The organism is Shinella sp. (assembly GCF_035998705.1).
GTDB lineage: Bacteria > Pseudomonadota > Alphaproteobacteria > Rhizobiales > Rhizobiaceae > Shinella.
The window spans coordinates 731,675-751,383 of the sequence record NZ_DASYHH010000027.1; the positions used below are offsets into that span (position 1 = coordinate 731,675).

Below are 19,709 nucleotides of genomic sequence, written 5' to 3' on the forward strand. Positions count from 1 at the left end.
CCGAACGGACCCTATGATGCACAAGATCCTCAAAACCCTCCTCGCAACCTCGGCAGTCCTTGCCGCCCTCTTCCCGGCGCTCGCGCAAGCGGCACCCATCACCGTCGCCGATCCGGGCTATGCCACCGCGCAGGGCACGGCCTATGTCGTCAAGGTGCTGCTCGAAGAACAGCTCGGCAAGGAAGTCGAGGCCGTGAAGGCCGGCTCCGTGCCGGTCATCTGGGAAGCGCTCAACCGCAATGGCGGCGAAATCGACATCTGGACCGACGTCTGGCTGCCGAACCAGCAGGCGCTGGTCGACCAATATGCCGGCGACGGCGGCAAGGTGAAGCTCGCCGCCAATTCCTATGCCGGCACGCAGGGCTACTGCACCACCAAGGCGACCGCCGAGAAGCACGGCATCCACTCCGTCTTCGATCTCTCCGACCCGGCGAAGGCCGCGGTCTTCTCGGCTGACGGAAAGGGCAAGGGCAAGATCTGGATCGGCGCTGCCGGCTGGCTCTCCACCAATATTGAAACGGTGCGCGCGCGCGACTACGGCTTTGCCGATTTCTTCGACCTTCAGACGACGGACGAAGCGGTCGCGACCGCCGATCTCGACGCCGCCGTGAAGGCCGGCACCGGCTGGATCGGCTATTGCTACGGCCCGCACCAGAATTTCGCCCGCTACGAGCTCGAAGTGCTGGAAGAGCCGGCGCATGACGATGCGACCTGGACCTTCGTCGAGCCGTCCGATCCGAACTGGCTGGACAAGTCGACAATCAAATCCGCCTACAAGGACGCGGCCATCCACGTTGCCTATTCCAAGTCGCTCGCAGAAAGTTCGCCGGACGTCGCGGCGATCCTCGAAAAGGTGACCTTCACGACCGAGGCCGTCAACAAGCTCGCCTTCGCCATCGCCGTCGAAGGCAAGTCGCCGGACGACGCCGCACGCGACTGGATCGCCGCCAATCCGGATGTCGTTGCCGGCTGGACCGGAAACTGATCCATGATCGAGCTTGAGGACGTCTGGAAAGTTTTCGGCACGGACGAGCGTGCGGTCCTCGACGAGGCCCGCCGCACCGCGCCGGACGATGCCGTCCTCAAGCGCCTTCGCGCCGTCGTCGGGGTCGGCGGCGCGAGCCTGTCGGTCGGCAAGGGCGAACTGGTCTGCCTCATGGGCCTTTCGGGCAGCGGCAAGTCGACGCTCGTGCGCCTGATCAACCGCCTGCTCGAACCAAGCGCCGGCAAGGTGCGGATCGACGGCGCCGATATCCTGTCGCTTGGCCCGAAAGCGCTGCGTGAACTGCGTTCCCGGCGGATCGGCATGGTCTTCCAGTCGCATGCCCTGCTTGCACATCTCTCCGTTCGCGACAATGTCGCCCTGCCGCTGGAAATACGTGGTGTGGCGCGCACGAAACGCGAGGACCGGGCGGACGAACTGCTCATCCGCGTCGGTCTTTCGGGTCTCGGCGACCGGCGTGTCGGCGCGCTTTCCGGTGGCATGCAGCAGCGCGTCGGCCTTGCCCGGGCGCTCGCCGCCGATCCCGATGTCCTGCTGATGGACGAGCCGTTCAGCGCGCTGGATCCGCTGATCCGCGACGATCTCCAGACCCAGTTCATGGCGCTGTCGCGCGAACTCGGAAAGACGACGGTCTTCGTGACGCATGATGTCGACGAGGCGTTCCGCATCGGCGATCGTGTCGTGCTCATGCGGGCCGGCGGCATCGTGCAGACGGGAACACCGGAAGCCCTCATCGACCAGCCCGCAGACGATTACGTGCGCCGCTTCGTCCGGAACGCCCGCCTGCCTGCGCGCGCACAAAACCCCATCGTGAAAGCAAGAGCCATCGCATGAGCGCGCCCATCCCACGCGACGAGGCCATCGAGCGCTTCGCCGGCCGCAACAGCGCCTATTACCGTGAGGCGTTCCGGCGCATCGGCGAGCGACGCGGCTACGTCCCGTCCTTCAATATCTCCGCCGCGCTGCTCGGCCCCGTCTGGCTCGGCGGGCGCCGCCTCTGGTCGGCGTTCTGGCCGTTTCTCATCGCCGACCTGCTCGCCGTCGTGCTCGTCGCCTTCGCCGTTTCCGGGGGCGCAAGCACCGAACAGGGTGCCCGCGCCGACCGACTCGAGACGCTCGCTGCCACACGCGCCTTGGAGGCAAAAGTCGCAAACGACAAGGATGCCAGTTCCTCCATGGCCCGGTCGCTGACACGCTCCGCGAGTGCACTCGACCAGGCGGCAAAGGACGCACGGCAGGCGGCAGAAGCGGCGCAGAGCGGCGCATCTCTGATCGTGGCGCTGGGAGGCGGCCTGTTCGTTGCCGCACGCATCTCGGCGGGCGGGTTGGCGAACCATCTGGCGGAACGGCGGTTCCGCGTGTGGCGGCTCGGCGGCGATACGGGCACGGGCGGCTTCAGTCTGCCCCATGCGCTTGGCGCCGCGGCCTTGCTTATGGTTTTCGTGCCGATCATCTTTCTCCATTTTGCCGACCGTACGCTTTTCAAGGCCTTTCCGAGCGATCCGGCCTGGAATTCCGATACGGCCGCCTGGCTGGACACAGCCATCGGCTCGCTCAGCAGCACGGTTGCGCCCGCGGCCGGCGCGCTGACGCGCGCGATCAACGGCATGCTCGGGCTGATGGAAGGCATCCTGACGCAAACGCCCTGGCCCGTTGTGATGGCGGTCATCCTGGCACTCGCCTGGCAACTTGCCGGCTTCCGGGTCTTCCTCCTGACCTTCGTCGCGGTCAGCTATCTGGCGATCCTCGGTTATTGGGAAAAGAGCATGCAGACCGTCGCCCTGCTCGGCACCGCAGCGCTCATCTCGATTGCCATCGGTATCCCGCTCGGCGTGCTCTGCGGCTATAACAAGCGCGTCGCCGCGATCGTGCGGCCCTTGCTCGATTTCATGCAGACCATGCCGGCTTTCGTCTACCTCATCCCCGTGATCGCGCTGTTCGGCATCGGCAAGCCGTCGGGCATCATCGCGACGATCATCTTCGGCATCCCGCCGGTCGTGCGGCTGACGGCGCTCGGCATCGCCTCCGTGCCGGCCTCCGTGCGCGAGGCCGCGGTCGCCTTCGGCGCGTCGAGCACCTTCATCCTGTTCAAGGTCGACCTGCCGACCGCGGCCCCCTCGATCATGGCCGGTATCAGCCAGACCATCCTCATGTGCCTGTCCATGGTGGTGATCGCGGCGCTCATCGGTGCCAAAGGGCTCGGCGAGGACGTGCTGCATGCCCTGCAATATGCCGCGCAAGGCCAGGGTCTGCTTGCGGGCCTTGCCATCCTGCTCTGCGCCATCGTTCTCGACCGCGTCGTGCAGGGCCGCCAGTCCTCATGACGACTGCGCCCGAAGACGGTGTCCTTCCGCTGAAACCCGCACCACGCAGCAGAAACTTCATCGTCTTCGCCGTGGCGCAATGTTTGAACTTCTCGGGTTCATGGGCGCAGAAGACGGCCATCGGCTGGCTGGCCTGGGAACTCACGCACTCTCCGGCCTGGGTCGGCGCGATCGCGCTCAGCGATCTCATCGCAGCCCTCTGGGTGGCGCCGCTCGCCGGCGCCGTCACGGACCGCAGCAATCCATTCCGCCTGATCCTGCTCACGCAGTCACTCGCGATCCTCAACTGCATCGCCATATGGCTGCTCGTCGCGACCGGGTTTGTTTCGCCTTGGCTGCTCCTGCTCTGGGCCATCGTCGAGGCCACGCTCCAGGGCTTCAACCAGCCGACGCGCATGCTGGTGACCGGCACGCTCGCCCCGGAGGGACGCGTGTCCCAGGCCATCGCCACAAATTCGATTGCCGTCAACGTCGCGCGGACGGGCGGCCCGGCGATTGCCGGGCTTCTGATCGTGAATGTCGGCATCGAAAGCGTCTTTCTCTTCAACGCCCTGTCCTTCGCGCTCATCTTCGCCGTCCTGCTGTGCGTCCGGCGCTGGATCGATCACCCGCCCCTCACATCGCGCTCCGCGCCTCTTGCGGGCGATGTGCTTGCCGGCTTCCGCTACATCCGCCGCGAGCCGCCGATCGCCATGCTCTTCGTTCTCACGATCTCGTTCTCGCTGCTTGCCCGCCCGTTTACGGAGCTCTTTCCGGCGCTGGCCGGCGGATCCTTCGACGGCGGCCCACAAATGCTCGCCATGCTGATGAGCGCACAGGGGCTCGGCGCCTTCGTGGGCGCGAGCTGGATGCTGCGGCGCCAGGGCGCCCATGCCCTCGTGCGCACGAGCTATGGTGCAGCGTTCGGCATATCCGCCGCGCTCGTCATCTTCGCCTTCATGGAGTCCGCGCTCTTCGCCCTGCCGACCATTGCGCTCGCCGGCCTGTTCCATGTCGTCTGCAACATCGCGATGCAGTCCATGGCGCAGACACTGAGCCTTGCGGCCCTGCGCGGGCGTGTGCTGGCGCTTTATACGCTCGCCTTTCGCGCCGCACCGGCGCTCGGCGCCTTCGTCATCGGCTCGCTGGCGGAATGGTTCGACTTGCAGACGATGATCGGGATCGCGGCAGCCCTCTTGGCCATGATCCTATGTGCAGTCCTGCCTTTTGCCTGCCGCATCTATTTCGGCAAGACCGGGTAGCGCTCTCGCTCGCCATCAGACGGCGTCCAGAATCCGCCGCTGGAGATCGACAGCCCGCGGGTCGGCGAGCTCCTGCCTGGGACGGTCGAGATCGATGGCGATATCGAGCGCGATGGCGCCTTCCCGGAGCACGATGACGCGATCGGCTAGCGCCACCGCTTCGGCGACGTCATGGGTGATCAGCACGGTGGTGAAACCACGGTTGCTCCAGATGCGCTCGAGAAGACGATGCATCTCGATGCGGGTCAGCGCGTCGAGCGCCCCGAAGGGCTCGTCGAGCAGCAGGATCTGCGGCTCGCTGACGAGCGCGCGGGCCAGCGCCACGCGCTGCCGCTGCCCGCCGGAGAGCACACTCGGCCAGTCGTTCTCGCGGCCTTCAAGCCCGACATCGACGAGCGTCCGGCGTGCCGTCTCCTGCCAGTTCGGGCCGCGGGCAATGCCGACATTCTCGATGACGCGCTGCCAGGGCACGAGCCGCGCTTCCTGGAAGAGCAATCGCACGGACGGATGAAGGCGGTCGACCTTGCGGCCTTCGATGGTGACGCGCCCGCTGCTTGGCGCATCGAGCCCGGCGACAAGGCGCATCAGCGTCGACTTGCCGCCACCGGACCGCCCGACGACGGCGAGAAACTGGCCGGCCGGAATGTCGAGATTGAAGTTGCCGAGCACAGTGAGCTTGCCGAAGGACTTTTCGACGCGCGACAGCGAGATCGGCAGCCCGCCGCCGGTTTGAAGGTCTTCGCGGGGCACGGTGTTTGCAAGCGCACTCATCGCTGATCCCCTTCCTTCACCTGGTAGGCGGGATGCCAGACGAGCACGCGCTTCTCGATTGCCCGGGTCGCCACGTCGGCGGCCTTGCCGAGCAGGGCGTAGACGATGATGCCGAGCAGCACCACGTCGGTCTGCAGGAATTCACGGGCGTTCATCGTCATGTAGCCGATGCCGTTGGTGGCCGAGATCGTCTCGGCGACAATGAGCGTCAGCCACATCAAGCCGAGGGCAAAGCGCAACCCGACGAGGATCGACGGAAGTGCGCCCGGCAGGATGATGCGCGTGATGAGCGCCCGCCGGTCGAGACCGTAGACTGAGGCCATCTCGACGAGCTGCGGATCGATCGTGCGCACGCCATGAAAGGTGTTGATGTAGATCGGGAAAAACACGCCGATCGAGACGAGGAAGATCTTCGCCGTCTCATCGATGCCGAACCAGAGGATCACCAGTGGGATCAGCGCCAGGTGGGGCACATTGCGCACCATCTGGAGCGTGCTGTCGAGCAGCGTTTCCGCCGGCTTCCAGAGACCGTTGAGGACGCCGGCGACGAAGCCCAGGCCGCCGCCGATCAGGAGGCCTATCAGGGCGCGCTGCGTGGAGGCGAGCGTGTGGAAGAACAGGGAACCATCGAGCAGCGAGCGCCAGAAGGCGGCGGCGACCGTCGTCGGCGCCGGCATCAGGCGCGCCGTGACGAGACCGGTGCGCGCAGCGATTTCCCAGACGACCAGAATGACGATCGGAAGCGCCCAGGGCGCAAGTGCGCGCCCAAGGCCCTTCAGGTCGGGTTTACGGGTTTCGCCGGCAGCAAAACCGGCCACCGACGTCTCGGCCATCAGGCACCGCCCTTGCGCACGACATCCGCAATCGAAATCTTCTTCGGGATGAGGCCGAGATCGAAGAACGTATCGGCGATCGCCTGCTGCTGTTTGACGACACTCTCGTCGATTGCCTTGACACCATAGGACTGGCGTTCCAGCGCGACGGCGAGCACGTCTTCCGGAATGCCGACGGACGGCGAAAGCTCGGCAGCCGCGGCAGCGGTGTTCGTCTTCGCCCATTCGTCGATTTCGGCCACGGCTTCGATGACGATATCGACGGCCTGCGAATGATTGTCCACGAAGGTCTTGGCGCCGAGATAGAACTGATGGTTCGGCACGATGCCCTCGCCATTGCGCAGCTCGCGAGCCTCGGTCGCCACTTCCGCGGCGGCCTGGAAGGGATCCCAGATCACCCAGGCATCGACGGCGCCCTGCTCGAAGGCAGCGCGGGCATCGGCCGGCGGCAGGAAGGACGTCTTGATGTCGGTGTATCGCAGGCCGGCCTCTTCCAGGGCCTTCACCAGCAGGAAGTGCACGTTCGAACCCTTGTTGAGCGCGACGTTCTTGCCCTTCAGGTCGGCGACCGTCTTGATCGGGCTGTCCTTCGGCACGAGGATCGCCTCGCCGCGCGGCGCCGGCGGTTCATGCGCGATGTAAACGAGCGGCGCACCTGCGGCCTGCGCGAAAATCGGCGGCGTCTCGCCCGTGGTGCCGAAATCGACGGCGCCGATATTGAGCGCCTCGAGCAATTGCGGGCCGGCCGGGAATTCCGTCCAGGTCACCGTATAGCCGATCGTTTCGAGCTTCTTCTCCAGCAGGCCCTTGCCCTTTAGCAGAACCAGCGTACCGTATTTCTGGTAGCCGATGCGCACCACCTTGTCGGCGGCAGCCGCGAGGTCGAGCTTCAGAAACGGCAGCGCGATGGACGCGGCCAAGGTCGTGGAAAACAGGCGTCGAGAAATCTTCATGGCGCTCCCCTGCGTCAAAATCTTATATTAGAATATATATTCTATAGATTTTAGCTTAGTTCTAGGGCGCACGTTCCAACCTTGCCTTTCGGCGTAGTTTTTTCTCCTATGGTTGAGGGCATAGGCGCACGGGCACACCACGCTGCCTGAAACGCTGCAGCGTGGCTCCTTGAACCCCTCCTGTTTCACGCTCGGGCGTCAGGCCGCTTCCCGGGCTTTTCGGAACGAGCGGATGGCATCGATATGCTCCGGCCCGATGCCGCAGCAACCGCCGACGACGGAGGCGCCGTCCGACAGCCAGCGCTCGATCCATTTCAGATAGTTTTCCGGGTCGAGGTCGGCGCGGATGTCCGAAATGCCGGCATAGGGCGTATCCGAAGGCGGCTCCGGGGCGAAGGCATTGGCATAGACGCCGATATAGGCGGACGTGCCCGCTTCGCTGGCGGTTTTGCGGGCGATCCGCACGGCCTCCCCCATCACTTCCGGCTGGCTGCAATTGAAGAAGATGCCGCTCGCCCCGGCTGCGAGCGTCTTGCGCACGGCTTCATCCACGGGTTCGCCGGAGCGCAGTTCCGCTGGCCCGGACCGGCCATTCTCGTCCTTCAGCGTATAGGAAACATAGACCGGCTTGCCGTCACCGGTCACGGCGGCCAGCGCCGTCAGCGCCTCGACGGTCGAGCTTTGCGTCTCGATCAGCCAGAGATCGACATGCGGCCACAGCCCGCTCACCAGACTTTCGAGGATGCGTGGCGCCTCGCCGGCCTGGAACCGCTCCGGGCGATAGCTTTCGAAGGGTGGCGGGAGCGAGCCTGCGACGAGCACGCGCCTGCCCGCCCCATCGGCGACCGCTCGGGCAAGGCGACCCGCGCGATCGGCGAGTGCCCGGCCATTTGCGCCAAAACGCTCTTCGCCCAGCATGTGCGGCACGAGCCCGTAGGAATTCGTCGTGATGATATCCGCGCCGCTGTCGACATAGGCCTGGTGGGCGCGCGTGACGTAATCCGGTGCCTCGATCAGCGAGAGCGCCGACCATTCCGGCAGCCGGAACGGCGCGCCGAGCCGCTCCAGCAGGCGCCCCATGCCGCCGTCGAGGATCGTGAAGGATGGGTGTTCAAGTGCCATTATGCTCCTCCTTGCCGGCCAGCGGTGAAGCCGCGGCCGAAACGCTTTTCAAGACGGTTCTGCACGAGTTCGAGGCCGATCGACAGAAACCAGTAGATTGCAGCTGCCGTCAGCAGCATTTCCATATAGTGATAGGTGGCGCGCCCGTAGGATTGCGCCAGGAAATTCAGTTCCCACAGCCCCATAATCGAGACGAGGGATGAATCCTTCAGCATCGAGATGAAATGTCCTCCCGCCGGCGGGATGATGATGCGCATCGCCTGCGGCGCGATGACCTTGAAAGCGATGACGATACGCCCGAGCCCAAGCGCCATGGCCGCCTCCCCCTGCCCGCGCGGTACGGAGAGGATGCCGGCCCGGATCGTTTCCGCGAGATAAGCACCGTAGTTGAGCGACAGCGCCAGGATGCCCGAGGCGAGGCCGGACAGCACGATGCCGAACTGCGGCAGCGCCAGATAGACGATCAGCACCTGCACGAGCAGCGGCGTTCCCCGAAAGAAGGACGCGTAGAACGTCGCGACGCCGAAGGCAAGCGCATTGGACGAGAGCCGCCCGAGCGCCGTCAGGATCGCCACGACGAGCGATATGGCCATCGACACGACCGTGATCAGGAGCGTGAGCGCCACGCCCTGGATGAAGCCATCCGGCGAGAGACGCAGGCCCAGCATGAAGGGCAGCTTCTGGCCGATCAGGCCGAAATCCAGCCCGAGATTGTAGAACAGGCTGAACAGCAGCGTCAGCAGTGCCAGCCAGGTGAGCTGGACGCGCAGACGAAAGCCGGCAGGCCCGGCCACGGAAAGTCGTGATCGGGCCTCGGGCGCTTGCGGGATGGCGGGTAGACCGACCTCAGAATGCATATTTGGTGATGTCGACCTTGAACCACTTCTCCGAAATCTTCGCGAGCGTGCCGTCGTCCTTGAGTTCCGTGATGACGCGCTTGACCTCGGCGTCCCATTCCGCATCGCCCTTGTCGGTGACGACGGCGTTCGGCTCGGCAAACAGCGGCTCGCCGGCGAGCTTCAACTTGCCGGTCGCGTCGATCTGGCCCTGCGCGGTGCCAAGCGAGGCGACGATGGCATCGAGGCGCACGCCTGCGCCCAGCGCCAGGTTCTGGAAATTGACCGTCTCGTCGTTCGGAACGGCCTGAACCTCGCCGAAGGGGAAGGTTACCGCCGGCTGGCCGGGGATCGAGAACTTGCGATAGATATAGGCCTCGTAGGACGAACCCGTGCCGACGCCGACCCGCTTGCCGGTGAGATCGGCCGCGGACTTGATCGCCTGCTCATCCTTGTTGACGACGAGCACGGCCGGGACGCTGTAATAGTTCACCGGGAAATTGACGACCTTCGCGCGCTCTTCCGTCGGCGTCGACGAGGTGATCGCGATATCCCACCGGCCGGCCCAGCGGCCGCTGATGATCGTCTCCCAGCCGGGCGTTTCCAGGCGAAGCTTGACGCCGAGCTTCTCCGCAAAGGCCTTGGCGACATCGACATCGAAACCGTCCAGCTCGTTCTTGTCGTTGATATAGGCGAAGGGCGGATAGTCGTTGACGAGGGCGTTGACGACTTCGCCCTTCGCCTTGACGCGATCGAGCACCTCGCCGGCAAGCGCGCTCGTGGCAAGGCTTGCCAGTGCCAGCGCCGTGGCGATGGCGGTGTTGAGTGGTTTCGACATGTGAGCCTCCAGCTGTGTCGGTATGCCTGATCCTAACGCGGCGGGGCGTCGCCAAATAGATTATTAATTCTATAATATTTATACATTTTTAGATTGCTATGCGAAATGTTCCGCTCATCCGGTCAAAGCCATTCTCCTGCCAAGACCCGGACGCCGGTCACCCCTCTTCGCCGACGCTGCGCGACCAGGCCCGCGAAGCGAAAACTTTCCCGTAGAGACAGGGACTTCGAGTGGCGCTGCCTTCGAACCGAAGGGAAAGTACATAAGACAACCAAGCAGGGGTTATTCATGGCGGCCGAAAGTGCGAAGATTGTCGATCTCCAGGCCTGCCGCGCTGCACGCAGCAAGCCTGAAAATCCTTCGTTATCTAAGACGCGGTTGGGGTGACTAGGCGAAAAACCGGTTCGGCGGGCGGGAGAGGCCGAGGTGCTCGCGCAGCGTCGTGCCGTCGTAATCGGTGCGGAACAGGCCGCGCCGCTGCAATTCCGGCACCAGCTTTTCGACCACGTCGTCGAGGCCCTGCGGCAGATAGGGGAAGACCACGTTGAAGCCGTCCGAGCCTTCTTCAAAGAGCCATGCGGCCATCTCGTCGGCAATGGTTTCGACCGTGCCGACAAAGGCAAGCCCGGCATAACCGCCGTAGCGCTGGGCGAGTTGGCGCACGGTCAGACCCTCTTCCTCGGCGAGCTTCAGGACCTGCGCGCGGCCGGTCTTGCTGGCATTGGTCTCCGGGATCGGCGGCAGCGGCGCATCGGGCTCGAAACCCGACGCATCATGACCGAGCGCAATGGAGAGGGACGCGATCGCGCTCTCGTAGTGCACGAGGCTGTCGAGCTTCAGGCGCTTTGCGCGCGCCTCCTCGACCGTATCGCCCACGATGACGAAAGCCGCGGGCAGGATTTTCAGGTCGCCCGGTTTGCGGCCGGCCGCCACAAGCCGCCCCTTGATGTCGGCGTAGAGCGCCTTGCCACCCGCAAGATCGCGCGGCGAACAGAAGACGACCTCCGCCGTCTCCGCGGCAAGCTGGCGCCCCGGCTCCGACTGGCCGGCCTGCACGATCACCGGCCAGCCCTGCGGCGGCCGTGCAATGTTGAGCGGACCGCGAACCTTCAGTTCCGGTCCCGCATGGTCGAGAACGTGCAGGCGCCCGGGATCGAAGAACAGACCGCTTTCCGCATCGTGAAGAAAGGCATCGTCGGCGAAACTGTCCCACAGGCCGGTGACGACATCGAAGAATTCGCGCGCGCGGGCATAACGCTCGCCGTGCTCGACATGGTCGTCGAGCCCGAAATTGCGCGCAGCATCCGGGTTGGAGGTGGTGACGATGTTCCACCCAGCCCGGCCCGCGCTGATATGGTCGAGCGAGGCGAAGCGGCGGGCGACGTGATAGGGCTGATCGAAGGTGGTGGACGCGGTCGCCACCAGGCCGATCCGCTCGGTCACCGCCGCAAGCGCCGACAGCAGCGTGAACGGCTCGAACGACGTGACCGTGTGGCTGCGCCGCAAGGCCTCGATCGGCATGTTGAGCACGGCGAGGTGGTCCGCCATGAAGAAGGCATCGAACTTCGCCGCCTCGAGCTTCAGCGCGAAGGACTTGAGGTGCTGGAAATTGAAGTTGGCGTCCGGATAGGCTCCCGGATAACGCCAGGCCCCGGTGTGCAGGCTGACCGGGCGCATGAAGGCGCCGAGATGCAGCTTCTTCGCAACGCTCATGCCAGACACCGTGTCACCCTGCCCTCATCAAGCCGCGAGCCTTTCGGGCGATGACAGATGAGAATGGATCGCGCCGTGGAGCTGGCCGAGGGTAGCATATCGGCGCTGGTCCAGGCCGAAGACATGGAACTTGACGGCGATGAAACGCAGGGCGCCCTCATCAGGCACCGCGATGCCGATGGGTTCGCCTGCATATTCGATGACTTGCTTGCTCATGATGTCGCTCTTCGGACCGTATTGCTGAAACCGCCCCATGGGGCTTGGGAAACCAGGTCAATGCGAAGAGGAGCGACACGACCGGTCTGCCATGGGCGTCGAAGACGTGGATCTATCCATCTTGCCTGCTCCTGTCTGACCGGCCCGATAATCTATAATATTTATGTACTATTTTTGCCCTGAATTCTCAATCGAAAATTGAAGCATAACGGAAGAAAAATCTACCGTTCCCTCAAATAGGCCGATTGGAAGAAAGATTTTTTCGGCTGACGGCAGATGCCGATGTTTGTTTCCTGCCGTCATCATTCGGCGCGAGCGTCCGTCCGGAAAAATGTCAGGCGCGTTCCGGCACTCTCGGCGTGCTGGCAAGCAGTTTCTGTGTGTAAGGATGGGCCGGGCGGGCGAGAATCTCCCGCGTTGGTCCCTGCTCCACGATCCTGCCCTTCTCCAGCACCACCAGCCTTTCGCACAGCAGCGCCACGAGGGCGATATCGTGCGAGACGACGATGAAGGTCATGCGGGCCGACAGGGTGCGCAGCAGGTCGATGATCCGGGTACGGGTCGTCAGGTCGAGCGCGCTGACCACCTCGTCGGCGATGATCAGGTCGGGCTTCGCGACGATCGCCCGCGCGATGGCGATGCGCTGGCGCTGGCCGCCGGAAAACTCGTGCGGATAGCGTCCCGCGGCATCGGCCGGGAGGTCGACATCCTGCAACGCTTCAGCCACCGCGGCCGTAATATCGGCATCGATCTTCAGCGAGCGCAGCGGTTCGGCAATGATGTCGAACACCCGCTGGCGCGGATCGAGTGAGGAATAGGGATCCTGAAACACCGCCTGCACGCTGCGGCGAAAACCGCGCATGAAACCGCGGTCCGCGGCATCCAGCCGCTCGCCCCGAAACGAGACTGTGCCAGCGGAAGCGCGCTCCAGCCCGAGCAGCAGCTTGAGCAGGGTCGTCTTGCCGGAGCCGGACTCCCCGACAATGCCGAGATTGCTGCCGGCGGCCACCGCAAGGTCGATATCGTTCAGCACCCTGTTGCCGCGCCCATAGGCGAAGGACACGCCGGAAAGATCGAGAAGCGTCATGGTGCCATCTCCAATGCCGCATCGAAGGCGCGCGCGGCGGCGACCAGCCCCTCGGTATAGGGATGCGCCGGGCGATCGAACAGCGGGCCGACCGGTCCTTCCTCGATCAGCTGGCCGTGGCGCATCACCAGCGCGCGTTGCGCAATGGTCGCCACCACCGGCAGGTCGTGGCTGATGAACAGCAGGCCCATGCCCTCGTCGCGCACCAGCGCCTCCAGCAGCTTGAGGATTTCGGCCTGCGTCGTCACGTCGAGCGCGGTTGTCGGCTCGTCGGCGATCAGCAGCTTCGGCCGGCAGGCCAGCGCCATGGCAATGGCCGCGCGCTGGCGCTGGCCGCCGGAAATCTCATGTGGCCAGGCGCGGGCGATCCGCTCCGGCTCCGGCAGGGCGACGCGCTCCAAAAGCGTCGATATGCGCGCCTTTACCTCGGTCTTCCCGAGACGGGCACCATCGCGCAGCGCACGGCGGCGAACCACCTCGCCCACCTGATCGCCGATCCGCATCAGCGGATCGAGCGCCGTCATCGGTTCCTGAAACACCGCAGCAACGCTCACCCCGCGCAACGGCACGAGATCGCGGTCGCGCGCGCCGATCACCGGATGGCCATCGAGGAGAATGGTGCCGGCAGCACGCATGGAATCCGGCAGCAACCCCAGCACGGCGAGAGCGGTGAGTGACTTGCCGGAGCCGGATTCGCCGATCAGGCCGACCCGTTCCCCCGGCGCGATCGAAAAGGACACGCCGGACAGGAGCGTGCGTCCGGCAGTGCGGATGTCGAGGTTTTCGACGGATAGCAGCGTGCTCACCGGCTCCTCCTGGTGGGGTCCGCGGCATCGCGCAGGCCATCGGCAAAGAGGTTGAGGCCGATGACCAGCGACACCAGCGCAAGACCGGGCGCGATGGCGCCGAAGGGCGCGGTGTAGACGGAGGCCTGCGCCTCCTGCAGCAGCCGGCCCCAGGAGGCATTGGGCGGCGGGGCGCCGAGCCCGAGATAGGAGAGCGACGCCTCCGCAATGACTGCGAGCCCGAATTGCAGCGCGAAATTGACGATCAGCGTCGGCCAGATGTTCGGCAGCACATGAAGACGCACGATGCCCGGCCATGAGGTGCCGGAAATCCGCGCCGCCGTGATGTAGTCCATCGACAGGATGCGCTTTGCCAGGATGCGGGTGAGCCGCGCCACGATGGCCGAGCCGGCGATGCCGATGGCGAGGATCGCGGTCCACAGGCTCGCGCCATCGCTGGAGGCGACGATCAGCATGGCCAGAAGCAGCGTCGGGAAGGCGATGAGGATGTCCAGCGCCGCCGCCAGCACATCGTCGAGCGTGCGGGTGGCGAAGGCGGCGAGAATGCCGAGGGTGACGCCGATCAACGCGCCGAGCGCCACCGCACCACAACCGACGACGAGCGCGATGCGCGAGCCGATCATGATCTGCGTCATGAGATCGCGGCCGAGCCGGTCCGTTCCCGCCCAGTGGGCAAGGGACGGCCCTTCGAGGCGTCCGCCGACCATGTCGCCGACACCATAGGGCGTCCAGACGAGCGAGAGGAGCGCCACGGCGACATGGAGGCCGACCAAAAGACCGCCGGCCGCGAGCGGCCAGGGAATCGAGGATTTTCGCGCAGCGCCCTCGCCGGCGATGATGTCGGGCGTGCTCATGTGCCGCCTCCCGCCACCCGGCCGCGCAGGCGCGGATCGACGAGGCGTTGTGTGAGGTCGGCGGCAAAGCCGACCAGCAGCACCAGCAGCGTGGAGACGAAGAGCACGCCCTGCACATTGGGGTAATCGCGCTGCTCTATGCCGAGCAGCAGCATGGAGCCGAGGCCCGGCAGCGCAAACACCCGCTCCACCACCACGGCGCCGAGCAGCGTCGACGCGAGCTCGATGCCGAGAACGGAGATGACCGGCACCGCGCCGTTGCGAATGCCGTGCCGCACCAGCGCCTCGGAAAAGGTGGCGCCGAGGGCGCGCGCGGTGCGCAGGTAATCGCTGCCCAGCACATCCTGCGTGGCCGAACGCATATAGCGGATCAACGAGGCCGACATGACGATCGCGATGGTCGCGACCGGAAGCACGAGGGCCTGGAACGCCGCACCGGGCGATTGCCAGCCGCGCGAGGGGAAGCCGCCGGACGGAAAGAGCCGCAGGTTGACCGCGAAGAGCGTGACCAGCAGGATGCCGATCCAGAACACGGGTATGGCGATGCCGAGCTGCGACACGACGGAAATCAACGCACCGTACCAGCGGTTCTGGCGCACGACGGAGAGGATGCCGAGCGGCACGGCAAGAACGATGGCGACGACGAAGGCCATCAGCGTCAGCGGCACCGTCACGATCAGGCGCTTGCCGATTTCAGAGAGTACCGGCGCGCCGCTGACGAACGAATTGCCGAGATCGAAACGCGCGAGGCTGGCGATGAAGCGCGCGAACTGCTCGTAGAGCGGCAGGTCCGAGCCCACCTGCTTCCGGGCAGCCTCGATCTGCGCCGCATCGGCGCCGACCGACACCAGCGCATTGGCGGGATCGCCCGGCAGCAGGCGCAACAGCACGAACAGGATGACGGCGGCGATGACGACCGACAGCGCCAGAATGGCGGAGCGGCGGATTATGTAGGAAAATATGGTATCGACCTCTCACGCGCAGACGCCGCCCGAACATAAGTCAGGCGGCGTTTCGTGTCGAGCATTCCGCTGGGACGGGACGCGCTATTCGGCAGCCTTGATGATGCCGTAGGCGAAGAACTGCGAGTTCAGGCCGTTGAGCGGATAGCCAGTGACCGAGGACTTCGACACCACGATCTGCGGATAGAGATAGAACCAGTTGCTGGCCGCATCTTCCGCGATGATCGTGTTGGCTTCCTTAAGCTTTTCGGTCTGCTCGGCGTCCGTCGCACTTTCCTCGGATTGCTTGATGAGGTCCACGACCTTCGGATTGTTGTATCCCCAGTAGAAATCCGGGTTACCGTAGAACACGATGTCGCGGTGGTTGACGTGCTCCTGCAAGGTCGCCTGGAAGTCATGCGCCTTGTAGATCTTCGTGTACCATTCGTTCGCCGTGATGACGTTGATCTCGACCTTCACGCCGACCTTGGCCAGTTCGCTCTGGATGAACTGCGCTGCAATCGGGTGCGGATCGTAGTTCGGCGTGTCGATGGTGAAGGTGAAGCCATCGGGGTAACCCGCCTCCTTGAGCAGCGCCTTGGCGCTTTCCGGATCATAGGCGTCGACCTTGGTGAGATCGGTGTACCACGGATCGGTCGGCGGCACGAAGGAGCCGATCAGCGTGCCATAGTCGCCCCACACCGCCTTCAGCAGCTTCTCGTCATCGATGGCGCGGGCGAGCGCCTTGCGCACCTTCACATTGTCGAACGGCGCGACGCGGTCGTTATAGGCCAGCAGCAGCTTCGTGGTGGACTGGCCCTCGCTGACGGTGAACTCCGGATTGTCCTTGAACTGCGCCAGCGAATCCGGGCTCTGCACGGAGGTGATGATATCGACCGAACCGGTCAGGAGCGCATTGTTGAGCGCGGTCGCCTCGGTGAAATACTGGAAGACCACCTCGCCGTTTTTCGGCTTTTCGCCCCAATACTTGTCGAAGCGGGCAATGGCGAGCGACGAGCCGCGGCGCCAGTCCTCCAGCGCATAGGGCCCCGTGCCGTCTTCCTTCGCCTGCAGGTCTGTCGCCTCGTCGTTGACGACCCAGACATAGCTCAGATTGTAGGGCAGCGAGATCGAGCGCGAGGCGAGCTTCACGACGACCGTCGCGTCATCCGGCGTTTCGATGCCGGCAATGGATTTCAGGCTGTTCTTGCGCGGGCTCTTCGACGCTTCCGCGGTGACGCGCTCGATCGAGAATTTTACGTCCTTCGAGGTCAGCGGCGCGCCGGAGTGGAAGGTGACGCCGGATTGCAGCGTGAACGTATAGGTCAGGCCATCCTCGCTGACCTTGGTGTCCTTTGCCAGCACGGGCTCGACGGAGCCCGCATCGGTCAGGCGGAACAGCGCTTCGTAGACATTGCCGTTGAAGGCTTCGTTGATGCCCTGGCCGGCGCCGGCGGTGTTGTCGAGATTCTGCGGCTCATAGAGCGAACCGATGTTGACGGTCGCGTCCGGGTCGCTGTCGGCAGCAAGCGCATGACCGAAGACACCCAACCCGAGGGCAACGGCAGCAAGTGCCGTCGTCGCAGCCCGGTTGTTGCGCCCTGTCGTTCTGAAACCGCTCATCTCATTCTCCTGTTTCGATACGGCCCGTGGCAACGTCCGTCGTGGCGGGGATTGTATGGATCATCAAGACCCTAAGATATCCGTTTGCGCTCCAATTTGCGGAAATTAAAGGGAATTGTCTTTCAACGAATGCCAAATCCGTGGATAGTTTTCGCGCCCGACAGGGACGGCATGACGAACGAGACGAGGGAAGCAATGGGCGATATGGACCGCGCGAGGGCCGAGGCGCTGCTCGGGGCAGCCGGGCTGGACGGCATGGTCCTGTTCCGCCCGGAGGCGTTCCGCTATGCAACGGGCCTTGCGGCAGGCGTGGCCACCATGTGGGGACGCGCAGGCTCGGCCATGGCGCTGGTGCCAGTGGATGCGACGGCGCGGCTTGCCGCGGTCATCAGCGACCATGCGGCAGCTGGCGCGCGCGATCTCGGCGAGACGATCGACTTTCGCACCCACCGCATATGGATCGATGGCGTAACGGTCAAAGGGGCCGGAACGATCGCGGACATCGACGCGGCCTACCGCGCGAGCGGCAATACGGGCCCCCGCCCGGAAACCTTCGACCAGCAAGCCTGTTTCCGCCTACTCGCCGATCTTCTCTCGGAACGCGGCCTGTCCGACGCCGTGCTCGGCATCGATCTCGACTTCGTGCCCGCCGCCGATTTCGCCCGGCTGAAAGCGGCAATCCCCGGCGTGGACTGGCGGGATGCATCCGAGATCGTCGGTCGCCTGCGACTGATCAAGAACGACCGCGAGATCGAGCGTCTGCGCCGGGCAAGCCATTGCGCCGAAGCCGGCCTCGAAGAACTGGTGCGCACGGCGCGTGCGGGCTCCAGCATAGCGGAGCTTTCCGCCGCATGGCTCATCGGCGCACGCGCGGCCGCCGCGCACAACGGACACGGGCTTTCCGGCCATTGGGACTACATCTCCATCGGCCCGGACCTGAAGAACGGCGGCGCCACGCTCGGCGAAGGCGATCTCATCAAAGCCGATGTCGGCACGCTGGTCGACGGCTACTCGTCCGACGGCGCACGAACCTTCGTGTGGGGCACGGCATCGCCGCTTGCCGCGCAGATCTACGAGGCGCTGCTGGAAACATTCCTGGCCGGCGTCGAGGTGCTCAGGCCCGGCAAGACATTCGGCCAGGTGCACGAAACGATGCTTGGCGTCATGCGCCGGCACGGCTTCCACGGCTATTACCGCGGCCATTTCGGCCATTCCGTCGGCGCCGCTGCCGGCATCGAGGAATGGCCCTTCCTCTCCCACGGCAATGCGATCGGGATCGAACCCGGCATGGTGCTGGCGCTGGAGGCCCCCTTCTACGCCGATGGAATCGGTGCCCTGATGATCGAGGAACAGTTCCTCATCACGGCGGAGGGACCGCAAACCATGAACAGGTTGCCGCGCGAACTTCTGTCTCTCGGATAGCCTGGATACGGCGACCTGGCTACGCGAGGAGGGCTCGAGTTCAGGAAACTGTTTCGAGACGGCCTGTGGTTCGATCTCGCCCGCCATGGCACAGCGCCTGCCATCGACACTTTCGGATGCGGAATTCTAGAGTATGTCCGGTTCAGACTGAACCGGACATACTCTAGTTCTTTTGTTTTCGTTTGTCTTTTCGGGAAAACCGGTTCCCACTTTTCCCCGACAAACTCTAGGTCATTCGCATCGACATATGCGCAGCATCCTGAAGGGCCTGCGCCAGTCGGCCGACGGATGGACGCTGCGGCCGGTCTTGGGGCTGTTCGAGATAATAGTTTCCCGGACCGGGCGTTCTGGGAACGAAGGGGCAAACGTCGAGGCCAAGGGAAGCGGCAATCGGGCCGCATACCGGAAGGTGACCGATCGCGAGGCCAAGGCCCTGGCTGACCATCATCAATGACAGGGGGGTGGTGTCCACAGTCTCGATCTTGAGTTGCCGCCCCGGCTGAGGCCCGAAACTGTGATTGAGAAGTGCGGCCCAGCCAACGGCGTGGGACGCAACGTCATACAGGCGAAACGACAGCAAATCCTCCAGGCTGCCGATGCGCGCAATGTCCTCCTTCCGGCACATGACGACGTGGGACATGCCCATTAACCAGGATGGATGCCGCACCAGATGCGGCTCCTCTCCGAACCGGATCATCAGGTCCGGATCGGCCTTGCGCTGCGTGCCCTCCACCAGAAGATCGATGCGGATCGCCGGATTTGCCGCTTCGAAGTCCGCGAGCACGCGCGGCAGCCAGCTCATCGCCATCAGCTGGCTTGCAAGCAGCGTGACCCGTTCGATCCGCTGCCGCGCGAAGAGCGACTCCGCCTTGCTTTCGATCGCCCCCAGCGACACCTGCACCGTCGGCAGGAAGTCGCTGCCCTCCGCCGTCAGGTTGATCCGGTTTGCCGCACGTTCGAACAACGGGCGCCCGAGATGCGTCTCCAGCGCCAGAACCTGCTGGCTGACCGCCGCCGCGGACATGTTCAGCTCTTTTCCGGCGCGGGCAAAGCTCTGGTGCCGTGCGGCGGCCTCGAACACGCGGAGCCAGTTCAGCGAAGGGATCGTAGTTGCACGCATGTCTTC

The 19,709-nt window shown here is 64.7% G+C and carries 19 protein-coding genes; 5 read left to right on the forward strand and 14 right to left on the reverse strand.

Annotation, left to right across the window (positions count from 1 at the left end; genetic code table 11):
* The first annotated feature begins 16 nt into the window (after positions 1–16).
* From VGN93_RS26605 to VGN93_RS26620, 4 genes are read left to right on the forward strand one after another with little or no spacing between them, the layout of a single operon-like run.
* Positions 17–985 carry a glycine betaine ABC transporter substrate-binding protein gene (locus tag VGN93_RS26605; RefSeq protein ID WP_327509967.1) on the forward strand — a complete coding sequence of 323 codons (969 nt, stop codon included), beginning with the start codon at positions 17–19 and terminating at the stop codon, positions 983–985.
* Positions 986–988: 3 nt separating this feature from the next.
* On the forward strand, positions 989–1,837 hold the full coding sequence (locus tag VGN93_RS26610) for an ATP-binding cassette domain-containing protein (RefSeq protein WP_327509968.1): 849 nt from the start codon (positions 989–991) through the stop codon (positions 1,835–1,837).
* A complete protein-coding gene (locus VGN93_RS26615) occupies positions 1,834–3,327 on the forward strand; it encodes an ABC transporter permease (RefSeq protein ID WP_327509969.1) in 1,494 nt (497 codons plus the stop codon). Before VGN93_RS26610 ends, VGN93_RS26615 begins: the two co-directional genes overlap by 4 nt.
* Positions 3,324–4,568 carry an MFS transporter gene (locus tag VGN93_RS26620; RefSeq protein ID WP_327509970.1) on the forward strand — a complete coding sequence of 415 codons (1,245 nt, stop codon included), beginning with the start codon at positions 3,324–3,326 and terminating at the stop codon, positions 4,566–4,568. The genes VGN93_RS26615 and VGN93_RS26620 overlap by 4 nt, the downstream gene beginning before the upstream one ends.
* A 15-nt stretch (positions 4,569–4,583) precedes the next feature.
* Here VGN93_RS26620 and VGN93_RS26625 read toward each other — a convergent pair whose 3' ends face one another.
* The 13 genes from VGN93_RS26625 to VGN93_RS26685 form a co-directional block, all read right to left on the reverse strand.
* The gene (locus VGN93_RS26625; RefSeq protein WP_327509971.1) at positions 4,584–5,339 is read right to left on the reverse strand and encodes an ABC transporter ATP-binding protein; all 756 of its coding nucleotides are present in this window, start codon (positions 5,337–5,339) and stop codon (positions 4,584–4,586) included.
* Positions 5,336–6,172 carry an aliphatic sulfonate ABC transporter permease SsuC gene (gene ssuC, locus VGN93_RS26630; protein WP_319313510.1) on the reverse strand — a complete coding sequence of 279 codons (837 nt, stop codon included), beginning with the start codon at positions 6,170–6,172 and terminating at the stop codon, positions 5,336–5,338. Before ssuC ends, VGN93_RS26625 begins: the two co-directional genes overlap by 4 nt.
* Positions 6,172–7,125 (reverse strand): sulfonate ABC transporter substrate-binding protein, encoded by a 954-nt coding sequence (locus VGN93_RS26635; protein WP_327509972.1) that lies wholly within the window; start codon positions 7,123–7,125, stop codon positions 6,172–6,174. The genes ssuC and VGN93_RS26635 overlap by 1 nt, the downstream gene beginning before the upstream one ends.
* 198 nt (positions 7,126–7,323) lie before the next feature.
* Positions 7,324–8,247 (reverse strand): homocysteine S-methyltransferase family protein, encoded by a 924-nt coding sequence (locus VGN93_RS26640; protein WP_327509973.1) that lies wholly within the window; start codon positions 8,245–8,247, stop codon positions 7,324–7,326.
* Positions 8,247–9,041, reverse strand: a complete 795-nt coding sequence (locus tag VGN93_RS26645; protein WP_327509974.1) for an amino acid ABC transporter permease — start codon at positions 9,039–9,041, stop codon at positions 8,247–8,249. The genes VGN93_RS26640 and VGN93_RS26645 overlap by 1 nt, the downstream gene beginning before the upstream one ends.
* 52 nt (positions 9,042–9,093) lie before the next feature.
* Positions 9,094–9,921, reverse strand: coding sequence for a transporter substrate-binding domain-containing protein (locus VGN93_RS26650; protein WP_327509975.1), 828 nt, complete (start codon positions 9,919–9,921; stop codon positions 9,094–9,096).
* 387 nt (positions 9,922–10,308) lie between these two features.
* Complete coding sequence (locus VGN93_RS26655; RefSeq protein WP_327509976.1) at positions 10,309–11,634, reverse strand: LLM class flavin-dependent oxidoreductase; 1,326 nt, start codon at positions 11,632–11,634, stop codon at positions 10,309–10,311.
* Between the two features lie 27 nt (positions 11,635–11,661).
* Positions 11,662–11,850, reverse strand: a complete 189-nt coding sequence (locus VGN93_RS26660; RefSeq protein WP_327509977.1) for a hypothetical protein — start codon at positions 11,848–11,850, stop codon at positions 11,662–11,664.
* A 334-nt stretch (positions 11,851–12,184) separates the two neighbouring features.
* The gene (locus VGN93_RS26665; protein ID WP_327509978.1) at positions 12,185–12,937 is read right to left on the reverse strand and encodes an ABC transporter ATP-binding protein; all 753 of its coding nucleotides are present in this window, start codon (positions 12,935–12,937) and stop codon (positions 12,185–12,187) included.
* A complete protein-coding gene (locus tag VGN93_RS26670; protein ID WP_327509979.1) occupies positions 12,934–13,743 on the reverse strand; it encodes an ABC transporter ATP-binding protein in 810 nt (269 codons plus the stop codon). Before VGN93_RS26670 ends, VGN93_RS26665 begins: the two co-directional genes overlap by 4 nt.
* Positions 13,740–14,597: an ABC transporter permease gene (locus VGN93_RS26675; RefSeq protein ID WP_327509980.1), complete on the reverse strand. Its 858-nt coding sequence runs from the start codon at positions 14,595–14,597 to the stop codon at positions 13,740–13,742. Before VGN93_RS26675 ends, VGN93_RS26670 begins: the two co-directional genes overlap by 4 nt.
* Positions 14,594–15,544, reverse strand: a complete 951-nt coding sequence (locus tag VGN93_RS26680; protein ID WP_327510041.1) for an ABC transporter permease — start codon at positions 15,542–15,544, stop codon at positions 14,594–14,596. Before VGN93_RS26680 ends, VGN93_RS26675 begins: the two co-directional genes overlap by 4 nt.
* A gap of 99 nt (positions 15,545–15,643) precedes the next feature.
* A complete protein-coding gene (locus tag VGN93_RS26685; protein WP_327509981.1) occupies positions 15,644–17,161 on the reverse strand; it encodes an ABC transporter substrate-binding protein in 1,518 nt (505 codons plus the stop codon).
* 195 nt (positions 17,162–17,356) lie between these two features.
* On the opposite strand from VGN93_RS26685, the gene VGN93_RS26690 reads away from it, so the two are divergent.
* Positions 17,357–18,583 carry a Xaa-Pro peptidase family protein gene (locus VGN93_RS26690; RefSeq protein ID WP_327509982.1) on the forward strand — a complete coding sequence of 409 codons (1,227 nt, stop codon included), beginning with the start codon at positions 17,357–17,359 and terminating at the stop codon, positions 18,581–18,583.
* 226 nt (positions 18,584–18,809) lie between these two features.
* On the opposite strand, the gene VGN93_RS26695 is transcribed toward VGN93_RS26690, so the two are convergent.
* Positions 18,810–19,703 (reverse strand): LysR family transcriptional regulator, encoded by an 894-nt coding sequence (locus VGN93_RS26695; RefSeq protein WP_327509983.1) that lies wholly within the window; start codon positions 19,701–19,703, stop codon positions 18,810–18,812.
* Between the last annotated feature and the right edge of the window lie 6 nt (positions 19,704–19,709).

Coding starts and splice junctions, on each gene's coding strand:
- VGN93_RS26615 (WP_327509969.1), top strand. CDS start 1,834: ATGAGCGCGCCCATCCCACGCGACGAGGCCATCGAGCGCTTCGCCGGC.
- VGN93_RS26605 (WP_327509967.1), top strand. CDS start 17: ATGCACAAGATCCTCAAAACCCTCCTCGCAACCTCGGCAGTCCTTGCC.
- VGN93_RS26635 (WP_327509972.1), bottom strand. CDS start 7,125: ATGAAGATTTCTCGACGCCTGTTTTCCACGACCTTGGCCGCGTCCATC.
- VGN93_RS26655 (WP_327509976.1), bottom strand. CDS start 11,634: ATGAGCGTTGCGAAGAAGCTGCATCTCGGCGCCTTCATGCGCCCGGTC.
- VGN93_RS26675 (WP_327509980.1), bottom strand. CDS start 14,597: ATGAGCACGCCCGACATCATCGCCGGCGAGGGCGCTGCGCGAAAATCC.
- VGN93_RS26640 (WP_327509973.1), bottom strand. CDS start 8,247: ATGGCACTTGAACACCCATCCTTCACGATCCTCGACGGCGGCATGGGG.
- VGN93_RS26695 (WP_327509983.1), bottom strand. CDS start 19,703: ATGCGTGCAACTACGATCCCTTCGCTGAACTGGCTCCGCGTGTTCGAG.
- ssuC (WP_319313510.1), bottom strand. CDS start 6,172: ATGGCCGAGACGTCGGTGGCCGGTTTTGCTGCCGGCGAAACCCGTAAA.
- VGN93_RS26690 (WP_327509982.1), top strand. CDS start 17,357: ATGGGCGATATGGACCGCGCGAGGGCCGAGGCGCTGCTCGGGGCAGCC.
- VGN93_RS26610 (WP_327509968.1), top strand. CDS start 989: ATGATCGAGCTTGAGGACGTCTGGAAAGTTTTCGGCACGGACGAGCGT.
- VGN93_RS26685 (WP_327509981.1), bottom strand. CDS start 17,161: ATGAGCGGTTTCAGAACGACAGGGCGCAACAACCGGGCTGCGACGACG.
- VGN93_RS26625 (WP_327509971.1), bottom strand. CDS start 5,339: ATGAGTGCGCTTGCAAACACCGTGCCCCGCGAAGACCTTCAAACCGGC.
- VGN93_RS26620 (WP_327509970.1), top strand. CDS start 3,324: ATGACGACTGCGCCCGAAGACGGTGTCCTTCCGCTGAAACCCGCACCA.
- VGN93_RS26660 (WP_327509977.1), bottom strand. CDS start 11,850: ATGAGCAAGCAAGTCATCGAATATGCAGGCGAACCCATCGGCATCGCG.
- VGN93_RS26650 (WP_327509975.1), bottom strand. CDS start 9,921: ATGTCGAAACCACTCAACACCGCCATCGCCACGGCGCTGGCACTGGCA.
- VGN93_RS26665 (WP_327509978.1), bottom strand. CDS start 12,937: ATGACGCTTCTCGATCTTTCCGGCGTGTCCTTCGCCTATGGGCGCGGC.